This window comes from Deinococcus aquatilis DSM 23025 (assembly GCF_000378445.1).
GTDB lineage: Bacteria > Deinococcota > Deinococci > Deinococcales > Deinococcaceae > Deinococcus > Deinococcus aquatilis.
Genome location: NZ_KB899772.1, coordinates 1 through 11,134 on the forward strand (window position 1 = coordinate 1; position 11,134 = coordinate 11,134).

Below are 11,134 nucleotides of genomic sequence, written 5' to 3' on the forward strand. Positions count from 1 at the left end.
GTATGAGTCGCAAAGGAGAATGCTGGGACAACGCGGCGATGGAAAGCTTTTTTGCCACCCTCAAGCTGGAGCTGAACCTCGATAAAGCACAAGGAAACCGCTCTGACACGCGTAATTTAGTCTTTGAGTGGATTGAGGTGTTTTACAACCGTGAGCGGCGTCACTCCAGCTTAGGGTACCGCTCACCGACTCACTTTGAGGAACACCGCGCCACACTGAACTGATCCTCCACGAAGGCCTTGCAATATCAGCCCCTCTATGCCACGTCAATACCGCCTAGAAAGACATTAATTCTGAGAAATCAACGAACGGCTAAGCATGGCCCGGACATGCAGCGGGGCACGGAGTTCAACTAGGTCTGCTTCAGGGCTGTGCTGCGTGCTGGATGCATCACGGCCCCACCGCTGGCGAGCAACTTTGCATCCAGCTGGTCCGTCTTTCCTCTTCTGAACGTGCTCCTCATACCACGCTCGATCTGTACTGCGTTGACGACGCAGATACACCACCCTGCCTTATAGAAGGCCATAGCCACTCGATCCCAGAACACGCTCTCAAACGACATCACCACAGCGCCTCCTGTTTCCACCCGCCAGGGCAGGAGTTGCTCACGCCCTTGAACAGTGTTCCGACGCTTCGTACAGGGGTAATCTGATCGGATTCGTGAAGCTGGAGAAGATAGGCGGATAACTCGCTGTTGCCCATATCAAGACCCAAGACCAACACAAAACCCCCAGAACGGGAACAAGAGGGTCAACAGCCGGGGCTGGTCGGCCGACAGTGGTGAACAGACCCGTACACCTCAGAAAGGGTTGCGCCTGACATTAACGGTCTCAAGTCCGCCAGGCTATGTTGAAAGAGCCTGGAGGATCAACTTGCCGACAGGCTTATTGACTTGAGTCTGAGTGACGAGCCAAGCGTTCCATGACTCAGCTCAACATACAAACGTGCCACACCCCCTTGCCTCACCATTAAAACGTCAATGCCCCGAAGTGTCAGGTGCTGAGGGCACAGGTTCTATGCCCGGATCAAGTGAGTCCAGTTCAGTTTGAAAGAGCCTGCTGGTTGACCAACGCGTGAGAGGCGGCGGCGTGAGACGCATCCCCACATCCCGGAGCCTCCGCAATCCGTCCGCTTCCAGTTGGCCAACGCGCCCCAAGAAGTGAGAAGCGGTTTGAACCCGGTTCACCCGGCGGCGCCGGAGGGCCTCATACCGTGCCAGCGCTGCGGGCACGTTCGGGGCAGCCTTCAGTTGTTGGCCCAGAACCCAGGCGTCTTCCAAGCTCATGGCGGCACCCTGGCCCAGGTTGGGCGTCATGGCGTGGGCCGCGTCGCCCAACAGAGCAACGCGGCCCTGCACCCAGCGGGGCAAGTGCACCTCATGAATGTCCGTTCGAATCACTGGGGTGTCCGTCTGAAGGGATGAGAGCAGTTCGGGGGCAACGCCCCCGAACTCGGTGCAGCGCGCCCGCACCTCCGCGGCGCGGTTCAGGGGGTCGCCAACTTCTCCTTCCGGGGCATTGGCCGTGACGTACCCGTAGGTGCGCCCGCCGCCAAGGGGGACCAGCCCCAGTCGGCAGCCCCGGCCCCACATCTCAACGGCGTGCTGGGGGCTAGGGCAGCTGATCACAAAGCGCCAACTGGTGTAGCCTGCGTACTGCTTCGGCAGGTCACCAAAGACAAGGTGCCGGACGGAAGAGTGGAGGCCGTCGGCTCCCACTACCACGTCAAACTGATGCGCCGATCCGTCACTGAGGGTGACGTCCACACCCTCAGGGGTCTGATGCAGCGCCTGCAGTGTAGTCGCGAAGTGAATCTGTTGTGTCAGACCCTGGCTCAATACCGCCTGCAGGTCGGCACGGTGCAAGGCAACAGCACCCCCAGAGGCCCCATACGAGATGGTCTGAAGGAGTCGGCCCCCCGCGTCTGTGAGCGAGGCGGACGCGAGTGGATGGCCGACCTGCATGAGCGATTCGGACAGTCCCAGCCGGTTCATGACCCGCAGGGCATTGCCGCTGAGAATCAGGCCAGCGCCCACCGGCCGCCAGCAGGCCACCTTTTCGATAATTTTGACGTGCATTCCAGTACGAATCATTGCCTGAGCCAGTCCCAGCCCTCCAATACCAGCACCCACTATCAGCACACGGGGCGTCATACTGTTCCTGCACCGGGGTGGAGTGCCCGAACCTGCAGCTCCAGCAGCGCCTCCAGCTGATGTCGGGTCTCAATCAGCGTGGCTCCACCGCTCAACCAGTTCACCAGACAGGCCTGATACAGCGAGAAGACCGCGACGGCTGCGATGTGTGGATCAACATCGGCTGAAACCTCACCTCCCTGTTGCCGCTGCTTGAGCAGTTCGGCCAACTGCTGCACGAAAACCTGGCCCTGCTTTATTTCCCGAGTACGCCACGGACTCTGGTGAAAGAGCACCAAGCGAAGAAAATCACTGGCCAGGACCTGACGCGTCTCGTAAAATGCAAAAAAAGGATCGAACACCTGGAGAAGCACTTTTGTAAGCGGTCCCTCCAGGCGGCCTGGGTGCAGGGCCAGCTTGATCGTCTGGGCAATGACATCATGGAACACCATCAGCAGTAGATCAGCCTTGTCGGAGGCGTACCGGAAGACGGTTCCGGTGGCGACATCCGCTTCTGCAGCAATCTGACGTACGGTGGTGGCCTCGTAGCCCTGCTGGGTGAACAGCGCCAGTGCTGCGGCGTGGATCCGCTCCAGTTTGTCCTGCTTATGACGTTCACGGCGGCTGGATTCCTGCTGGTCAGGTGGACGCGTCACTGGGTTGCCTGATCAGCGGAAATGCTCTTCGCTGGAATGTCGGCGGCCATCAGCAGCAAGGCAGGAATGAAATTGACCCAGAAACCACTGAGCGGAGCCAGAGTGACCTGAACGGCCGTCAAGACCAGCAGGGCCAGTCCGGTGCCTCTGGGAAACCGGTGTCCCGCTCGGGCTGTGGACATGATCCACATGCCCCACAGCAGCTGTGTGCCAGCAAAACTTCCGAGTGAACTCCAGAAGGCGGCCTGTCGGTCCAAGTGTGGCGGGTGCCAGGGCGCGCCTATGACGCCAGGGAGTCCGTCTGGTGCCAGGACGGCCAGATGAGGAATGACGCTGGCCAGGGCCAGGCACAGGTGGATCAAAGCCACGGCGATCAAGAGACGTCCTGCCCAGAGGTACATGCTCAGCTCCTTTTGAACTAGTTCATAATTGAACACGTTCATTATCGTGGCCTGAGCCAAGCGCACCAAGGAACAAAGTCCCTTACCGGGATGGACTGCGCGCCAGGCGTCTGGAGACACCCACGGACTCCCCCATTCTGGTTCGGGAAGAATGCGTCCAGTCGCTCCTCATCTGAACGTTTGACCTCTGAACTTGCCCCCTGAACCGCAAGGATGAGGCAGAGGGGGAAAGCGCTCTGTCCGTTGCCTTCTAGCGCTTCCCTGTGCTGAATGCTCATCCTCCTGGTGAACCAGCTTACGACGCCTTGAAGGTTGCCAAATAGAGCAAGCGTGTCTCAGACGCATACTTTCGATGCGAAGGGAAGCGTCCACCTTCTGAAAAACGGACGTGCGAGTGGGGCGGAAGTAGGCCCTCACACTGGTTCGAGCCCAGTGACCCACACCCTCACAGGCGACCCAAGTGGTCGCCTTCTCCCTTGCCTCAGCCAGTTGGATTGAAGAAAAGGTCAGCTGTTCAGCTCACCGAGGGCCGGATGATGGCGTTCCCCTTGGACAACGGGAATCGCTCTTCAGCGTCTGTCCTGATCACTGATCAGTTGCGAAGTGATGAGGCTGCGATTCGGGAGATCTCGAGCCTGAAGGGCGTCGACTACCCGCAGGTGATCTCCACAACGCGCTGCAACAACTTGGTCGGACAGTTTCACCGCCCCGCACGACGTCAAGAGCGATATCAACTTGGAGTCAAACGGTGGAGACGAGCGCAGGAATTTCTGAGCCTGCACGCCCGCCTCGAAAAGTTCCCGGTGCCGTCACGCTTCAGCGAAGAGGAACGCAAACGGAATCTACCCCTCGCGGAGCGTCCCGTGGCTGACCTGCGGTACCACACGAGCATAATCAGCGGTATAACTGCGTACTGGACGGTGATGAGGAGACGGTGGCAGTCCACTCCTGGGTCAAGCACCGCAGGTCAGCCAGCCCGAGTCTGGTTAGACAAGGCAACCGTCTCAGCTGTCCGCGCTCAGGCATGCTGGGCGGGCTCAGCAGCATCAGGGGGAAGAAAGCACAGGCTGGTGGGCGTGGGACACGGCACCCTCTGAACCGCCTCCAGGCGACCCAGTGAACAGTCCCAGGAAAATACGGTGATGGTCTCGGAATCCTGGTTGGCCACCAAGAGAAACGTTCCACACGGGGTAAAGGTCATGCTGCGCGGCGTCTGACCCAGGGTTGGAATCTCTCTCACCAGTTGGGCGCGCGTCTCCTCCGGGTCCCAGACGAAGAGCGCGACCGTATTGCGCCCCCGGTTCGAGACGCAGACGAAGGACCCGCAGGGACTGACCAGCACTTCTGCAGGCAGATTGCCGTCCGCCGGTCCCTTCACGAGGGTGGAAAGCCGTTGGAGAAGGGTAAGCTGCCCGCCTTCCGGGTCGCGCCTCACGACGGCGAGTTCAGACGACAGTTTCAGCGAAATGAACCCGTACCGTCCGCTGGGGTGGAAGCTCAGGTGACGCGGCCCCGAGCCCGCAGGCAGGCGCAAGGTGCTGAGCCTGGTGAGAGGGAGTGCCTGACACTCTCCTGGATAGACCACCACCTCGTCGCTGCCGAGATCCGTCACATAGACCTACCCTCCATCGGGAGCGGCGCGGGCACAGTGCGCGTGGGCCCTGCTGACGTTCAGGATGCATGCTTCGGCCCTGGTGCCTGGCCGTGGCGGGATCAGGCAGCAGCTCTCCGGTGCCGGGCCTGACCCCGTAGGTCAGGAGGGAGGCCCCAGAGACGTAATTCACGGTGAACCCCAGCGTTCCTGCAGCGTTCAGGCTGACGTGGGCGGGGGCGGCGCCCTGCGTGGAAGACACGCCCAGCAGTTCAAGCGCCTGGTGGGCGTGCCGAACGCAGTAGACGTGCAGCGCGCCCTGCGTCACTTCGCTCACCGCGTATACGGCTTGGCCCTGCGGATGAACGGCGATGAACGACGGGTTGGGGAGTTCGGCGGCTACGCCATGGAGCTTCAGTTCACCGGCACCGAAGGTCATGCGGTAGATGCCCTGCCCACTGGCGTTGGGGGCATGAGGTTCAGGCTGGGTGTAGGTTCCGACCAACAAATGATAGAGGGACATAGAGGCGCTCAGGCGTCCTCAACCTGAGTGGGAATGAACAGCCCCTGGCGCAGGCCCCGCAGCAGACTGTGCGCTTCATCATCCCCGGTGATTTCCCAGAACATGACGCCTCCCAGACCCTGCTCACGGGCATAGGCTCCGCGCTCCCGCATGGCTTCAGGGTCGTCGTATCCCACCCAGGTGCCCAGGCCGGTCTCAGGCTCCGTGCAGCGGTACACCCAGACGGACCGCGTTTCCGGATGGCGCACCTTGACATATTCAGGCTCGTAATCCTGTTTGATGGTGTGGTACAGGACGTACCCGCCCGGTTGGATCAGCCTCCGGGCTGGTTGAAACAGGCCGTGGTGGTCTCCGGGCGGCACGCCTTCCCATCCACGGCCATAAAACGCCGCCCCCAGGATCAACTTCTCTGGCGGGAAGAATGCTCGGTAAGCTTCTAGCGTAACGTGAGCGTTGAACTCACGCCGGGCGACGTCCGTTTCCGACGGATCGTCGGCGGCTGGATACAAGGCGGTGTGAAAATTTGTGGGTCCGTGAATTTCCCAGCCGTTGTGCAGGTCGTAGGTCATCACGTTCACGAAATCCAGGTAGAGCCCGGTCTCCGCCAGATTCATGTGCTGATAGATTTTCTGTTGTGCGGGCGTCGCTGCGGTAAGCAGGCGGTCCGGTCCCAGCTGCCTGCGAAATTCACGGATCAACTCGGTAAATGCGGCAGTGTCCTGCGGACGGTGGTACCCCAGGCCCTCTGGGGGAGGCAGGTGTTCAGCTCCTCCATGCACTGGAAATTCCCAATCCAGGTCAACGCCGTCGAAACCAAATCGGTCCAGCCACTGCATGCAGGAAGCGACCAGCGCTTCCCGCATCGCTCTCGCCCCGATGTTCGCCGCATCGCTCTCGCCCCAGAGCAGCTGGGCCGATCTGGTCGACGGCGACGCCGTCCCGCAGGACGAGGGCACCTTCGGGCAGGGCGCGTCCGGTCACGGCACGGCCGTGGCGGGCCTGGCGCTGCTGGTGGCCCCCGGCGTCAAGCTGATGCCGGTGCGCGTGCTGGACGCGGGCGGCCTGGGTGACGCCAGCGCGGTCGCGGGCGGCATCGTCTGGGCCGCCGACCACGGCGCGGACGTGATCAACATCTCGCTCGGATCAGATCAACTGGTCGAAGCGGTCACCCAAGCCGTCGCCTACGCCAACAGCCTCGGAGCCGTAGTGGTGGCCGCCGCCGGCAACGCGGGACGAGAGGGCCTGGACTTCCCGGCCGCGCAGTTCGGGGGCAGCGACCTGAACCTTGCGGTGGGCAGCCACGGCGCGCTGGGCCTCAAAAGCGCGTTCTCACAGTACGGCGGCCTGAGCCTGATGGCCCCTGGTGAAGGGCTGATGGCCCCCGCCCCGCAAAGCCGCGTGGCCGCCTGGAGCGGCACCTCCATGGCCGCGCCGGTGGCCGCTGGCGCGGCCGCCCTGGCCCTGGCTCAGGGGCGCACCCCGCAGGCCGCCGTCAGCCGCCTGCAGGCCACCGCCCGGAACGCCGATGCCCAGAACGTCCTGTATGCCGGCAAGCTGGGGGCCGGAACGCTGGACCTGAACCGCCTGACCCAGCCGGAATAGGGCCGACCTCTTTCCTTCTCCGGGGACCTGCCGATGATCACTGTTTCCACCGACCCGCGCGCGAGCGCCCAGCGCCTGCTTGCCAGCGACCCCGCCCAGAGCCTGGAACTGGCCCAGCAGGCCCTGGCCCAACCCGGTCCCGGTGGGCCGGGCCTGCTGCCGGAGCTGCACCTGATCGCCGCCGAGGCCGCCTGGCGGCTGGGGCAGCGCGGCATGAGCGCCGAGCATCTGGAGCAGGTCGTTCCCTGCGCGCCGCTCCAGGCGCGCATTCACCTGCTGCACGCCCAGCACGCGCTGCAGGCCGGGCACCTTGCCGAAGCTGCGCTGGCCGCCCAGTCCTCGGTGCAGGCGGCCTGCACCGGACGCCAACACGCCGAGGAGGGCGACGCGCTGAGCCTGCTCGCGCAGATTCAGCACCGCAGCGGGGAGGGCGCAGCGGCCCTGAGAACGGCCGTCCGGCTGACCGAATTGCGGCGCACCCTCGGCGACATCGACGCCTGGATCCGGGCGCTGTGCAACAAGACCGTGCTGCTCACCAGCCTCGGCCGGCTGAGCGAGGCGCTGACCACCCTGCGCGGCGCCCAGGACCTGCTGCCGCAGTGCCAGCAGCCTGGCCCCAGCGCCCTGATGGTGTACGCCAATCTCGGCCTGCTGCATGAGCAGACCGGGCAGTTCGGCGAAGCGTACGCGCAGTTTCTGCGCGCCCGCGAGGTGGCCGGGCGAACCGGCAACGCGTACGCGGAAGCGGCCATGGGCCTGAATGCCGGAGACATGGCGCGCCAGCATGGGCAGCTGGACGAGGCGGCCACGCTGCTCGAAGGCGCCCTGAGCGCCGCGCGGCTGCTGGATGACGCGGGACTGCAGGCCGCTGCGCTGCACAGCCTCGGCCTGCTGCAAGCCGCGCGCGGCCAGTTGACGGAGGCCGAAACCACCCTGGGACAGGCGGGCGAGGCCGCCCAGCGCAGCGGCGACCTCAACACCCAGCTTGAAGTGCTGCTCGCCCGCGCTGAAACCCGCCTGCGCGGCGAATCGGCGCAGGGCGCCGAGCCTGAACTGCGTCGGGCACTGCAGCTGGCGCAGGACACGCAGCGGCCCCGCGAAGAGCTGCGGGCCCATGAGATGCTCGCGCAGCTGCTCGAAGACCCCGATCCGCGCCAGGCCAACCACCACCTCAAGCACGCCGCGCGGCTGTGCACCCTGCTGCGCGACGCCTCACTTGCTCAGCAGGCCCGCGACCTGACCACCGAGGCCGAACTCAGCGGCATGCGGCGCGAGATCGCGCATGAACGCGCCCTGCGCCTGGCCAGCGAGCAGGCCGTCACCCGGGCGCTGGCCGACGTAGAACGCGAGCGCTTTTATGACGCGCTGACCGGGCTGCCCAACCGGGTGCTCGGCTACGTGCTGCTGACCCGCGCGGCGGCCCAGACCCACGGCGACCGGGGCGGCGTCAGCCTCGCAGTGCTGAACCTGCTGCGCTTCAAGCAGGTCAACGACGCGCTGGGACCGTCCGGCGGCGACGATCTGCTGCGTGAGGTGTCCGCGCGCCTGATGGCCGCCATGAAGCCCGGCGAGGTGCTGGCCCGCTCCACCAACGACGAGTTCATGCTGATCTTGCTCGGCCAGACCGAGGCCGAGCGCGAGGCGCGCGCCCGCCACCTGCTGGACACCCTGCAGGCCAACTTCACGGTGCAGGGCCTGTCACTCCACGTGCAGGCCAACCTCGGGCTGGCCCACCATCCCAGTGACGGCCAGACCAGCGACCAGCTGCACCGCGCCGCCCACTTCGCGCTCAGCGAGGGCCGCGGGCAACCGCACAGCGTCCACCGCTTCAGCGGCCACGCCGGTGACCGCCAAGCCGGCCTGCAGTTCGAGGCGCTGCTCGCCACCGCGCTGGAACGCGGCGAATTCGAGCTGCACTACCAGCCGATCATCGAGGCGGCCAGCGGCCAGGTCCGCAGCGCCGAGGCCCTACTGCGCTGGAACAGTCCCGACCTCGGGCCGCAGTCGCCCGCCCAGTTTATTCCCGCCCAGGCCCCCACCGGGATGATCATCCCGGTGGGGGCCTGGGCGCTGCACGAGGCCTGCCGGACCGCGGCGACCTGGCCGGACGTGCGGGTGGCCGTTAACCTCAGCGCCCGGCAGTTTCAGCAGGGCGACCTGCTGGGCACCGTCCGCTCCGCGCTGCGCGCCAGTGGGCTGGCCCCCGAACGGTTGGAACTCGAGATCACCGAAAGCCTGATGATTCAGTCGCCCACCCGCGTCACCGAAACGCTGCTGGCCCTGCGCGCGCTCGGCGTGCACGTCATGCTCGATGATTTCGGCACCGGATACTCCAGCCTGAGCGTGCTGGGCAGCCTGCCGGTCTCAGGCCTGAAGATTGACCGCTCATTTGTCAGTGCCCTGGAGCGCGGCCAAAACGCCGGTGCCCAGGCCATGATCCGCAGCATCGTCCAGCTCAGTCAGGCGCTGGGGCTCGACCTGGTGGCCGAGGGCGTCGAATACCTCGAGGAGCGGGAGCTGCTGCGCGGCTTGGGCGTCGCCCACCTGCAGGGCTTCTTGTTCGCCCGGCCCACCGCTGGCTGGCACCCGGAACCCTGAACACCCGGCGCGCCCGTTGGGCACGCCCGGGTGAACCGCCACGGCATGACCTCCCCTACTTCTCTGCTACCCGGGTTGTGTTGCCTTAATCGGTCTGGAGTAGGCTGACCTGCCGTGACCGAGCCGAAACCTGATCGCCACCGATTCCCAATCGCCATCATCCAGCACGCCGTCTGGCTGTACCGGTTGTGTTGCCTTAATTCGAGGTTGGATGTGGGGAGGGCAGGGGTGGCCTGAAATTCAGTCTATCCCTGCCGTGACGGCTGACCAGGTCTGGAACGCTTGTTTCTGATTTTTTCTTCTGGTCGAGGCGGAAACGCTGGTGCGGGAATGATGGTGAAGGTTCGTGATACGGGCGTGTAAACCCAGGAATTCTTGAGCGCGTTTCCGCCGCCCCACCCCCTGCTAACTTCGCTCCTGTCGCCGAGTGGATCGGTGTTCTTGCAAGGTCACGTTGTTGCACCGAACCGTGGAGATCACCTGTTGGTGATCAACGTCAGCCAAGCTCGGAAGCTCCCGGATGGCTGCTCCGTAACTTCGAAGCTGATCGGTGTGAATGACCTCTGGGACGTCATATTCACCCAACAGTTTGGTCAGGAAGGTTTTCGCGGCATCGGTATCCCGGTGCCGCCCAAGCAGGATGTCAAGCACAAAGCCGTACTCTTCTACCGCCCGCCACAACCTATGCCGGACACCATTCACCGTCGTGCAGACCTCATCCAAATACCACCTCGAACCCCGCCAGGGTTCCCGGGAACGCAGTTCTTCCGCGAACAGGGAACTGAATTTGATGCACCATTCACGGAGGGTCTCGTGGCTCACTTCTATGCCACGCCCGTGCAGCAATTCTTGGACATCGCGGTAACTGAGCGGAAAGCGGTGGTACAACCACACGGCGTGCTGAATGATGGTCATTGGGAATCGGTGGCGATCAGGTCTCGGCTCGGCCACGGCGGGTCAGCCTATCCCAACCTAGTTAAGGCAACACAACCATTTAAAGTCCCTCAAAGTCCAAATTATAGGCAGCCCGTAGGGCTTGCGGGTGCAGTCGTGAGACCCAGTCAGCTCGGCCCTGAAGGGCGAGGCTGGTCATTGCTCCATTTTAGCCGGTAGCAAACAGCCTCACCCGCTATTGGCTCAGTACCCGACACTTTTTGAGGGGTTGAAATCTCTCGTTTAATCCGTCAGAACAGAGCGCGTCTCCCGTCACGCTGACCCAACTGTCTCGCTGCTTTTGTGCCCACTTTCCGGAGTACCGCAAAAACCAAGTGGAGCTGCTTTCTCTCGTTGTCCTGGCGCTGCTTCAGGCCAAGGACGTCCGGCATGCGGAGCTGGCCGAGCGCTTCCCAGGAAGCGCTCAGACGTCTTCGGTCATTCGCCGAATTGAGCGGTTCTTCAACCGCCATCCCCTGTGCCCGGCTGATGTCGCAGTGGTTGTCTTGAAGCTGCTTCCGGAGGCCCGGAAGCGAGAATTCATCCTTGACCGCACCAACTGGAAGCTGGGACAGTCGGACGTGAACGCGCTGATGCTGGCCGTCCTGTGGCGTGGTGTGGCGATTCCACTGCTCTTCGAGCTGCTGCCCCATGGGGGCAGCAGCAGCACCGAGATCCGGCTGACCCTCATGAGTGATG

At 63.8% G+C, this 11,134-nt stretch carries 9 protein-coding genes and 3 pseudogenes; 4 read left to right on the forward strand and 8 right to left on the reverse strand.

Annotated features, from left to right (window positions below; translation table 11 throughout):
- The coding region (locus F561_RS0123500; RefSeq protein ID WP_019011933.1) for an integrase core domain-containing protein at positions 1–224 on the forward strand (224 nt) is incomplete at its 5' end.
- A gap of 128 nt (positions 225–352) precedes the next feature.
- Here F561_RS0123500 and F561_RS30655 read toward each other — a convergent pair.
- From F561_RS30655 to F561_RS26710, 7 genes and pseudogenes are all read right to left on the reverse strand, one after another.
- Positions 353–685, reverse strand: a complete 333-nt coding sequence (locus F561_RS30655; protein ID WP_083922625.1) for an IS110 family transposase — start codon at positions 683–685, stop codon at positions 353–355.
- Between the two features lie 291 nt (positions 686–976).
- Positions 977–2,152 carry an FAD-dependent monooxygenase gene (locus F561_RS26700; protein WP_019012412.1) on the reverse strand — a complete coding sequence of 392 codons (1,176 nt, stop codon included), beginning with the start codon at positions 2,150–2,152 and terminating at the stop codon, positions 977–979.
- Positions 2,149–2,787 (reverse strand): TetR/AcrR family transcriptional regulator, encoded by a 639-nt coding sequence (locus F561_RS27580; RefSeq protein ID WP_019012413.1) that lies wholly within the window; start codon positions 2,785–2,787, stop codon positions 2,149–2,151. The genes F561_RS26700 and F561_RS27580 overlap by 4 nt, the downstream gene beginning before the upstream one ends.
- A complete protein-coding gene (locus tag F561_RS30220; RefSeq protein WP_019012414.1) occupies positions 2,784–3,230 on the reverse strand; it encodes a DUF6463 family protein in 447 nt (148 codons plus the stop codon). Before F561_RS30220 ends, F561_RS27580 begins: the two co-directional genes overlap by 4 nt.
- Positions 3,231–4,206: 976 nt before the next feature.
- Positions 4,207–4,800 (reverse strand): lactonase family protein, encoded by a 594-nt coding sequence (locus tag F561_RS30405; protein WP_019012415.1) that lies wholly within the window; start codon positions 4,798–4,800, stop codon positions 4,207–4,209.
- A 97-nt stretch (positions 4,801–4,897) separates the two neighbouring features.
- Positions 4,898–5,302: pseudogene (locus F561_RS30660) on the reverse strand (lactonase family protein); the annotation flags it as partial.
- A gap of 8 nt (positions 5,303–5,310) precedes the next feature.
- A complete protein-coding gene (locus F561_RS26710; protein WP_083922628.1) occupies positions 5,311–6,165 on the reverse strand; it encodes a glycoside hydrolase family 18 protein in 855 nt (284 codons plus the stop codon).
- Positions 6,166–6,178: 13 nt separating this feature from the next.
- Between F561_RS26710 and F561_RS26715 the strand changes: the two genes are divergently transcribed.
- Entirely contained in the window at positions 6,179–6,904 is a 726-nt protein-coding gene (locus F561_RS26715; protein WP_019012418.1) for a S8 family serine peptidase, read from the forward strand.
- A 33-nt stretch (positions 6,905–6,937) separates the two neighbouring features.
- Positions 6,938–9,502, forward strand: coding sequence for an EAL domain-containing protein (locus F561_RS27585; protein ID WP_019012419.1), 2,565 nt, complete (start codon positions 6,938–6,940; stop codon positions 9,500–9,502).
- A gap of 240 nt (positions 9,503–9,742) precedes the next feature.
- Here F561_RS27585 and F561_RS26725 read toward each other — a convergent pair.
- A pseudogene (locus F561_RS26725) lies at positions 9,743–10,417 on the reverse strand (IS6 family transposase).
- A gap of 353 nt (positions 10,418–10,770) precedes the next feature.
- On the opposite strand from F561_RS26725, the pseudogene F561_RS0123560 reads away from it, so the two are divergent.
- Positions 10,771–11,134: pseudogene (locus F561_RS0123560) on the forward strand (IS4 family transposase); the annotation flags it as partial.

What these genes read in the sequence shown, in the direction of transcription:
- F561_RS26710 (WP_083922628.1), bottom strand. Translation starts at nt 6,165, where the DNA reads ATGCGGGAAGCGCTGGTCGCTTCCTGCATGCAGTGGCTGGACCGATTT.
- F561_RS26715 (WP_019012418.1), top strand. Translation starts at nt 6,179, where the DNA reads ATGTTCGCCGCATCGCTCTCGCCCCAGAGCAGCTGGGCCGATCTGGTC.
- F561_RS27585 (WP_019012419.1), top strand. Translation starts at nt 6,938, where the DNA reads ATGATCACTGTTTCCACCGACCCGCGCGCGAGCGCCCAGCGCCTGCTT.
- F561_RS30220 (WP_019012414.1), bottom strand. Translation starts at nt 3,230, where the DNA reads ATGAACGTGTTCAATTATGAACTAGTTCAAAAGGAGCTGAGCATGTAC.
- F561_RS26700 (WP_019012412.1), bottom strand. Translation starts at nt 2,152, where the DNA reads ATGACGCCCCGTGTGCTGATAGTGGGTGCTGGTATTGGAGGGCTGGGA.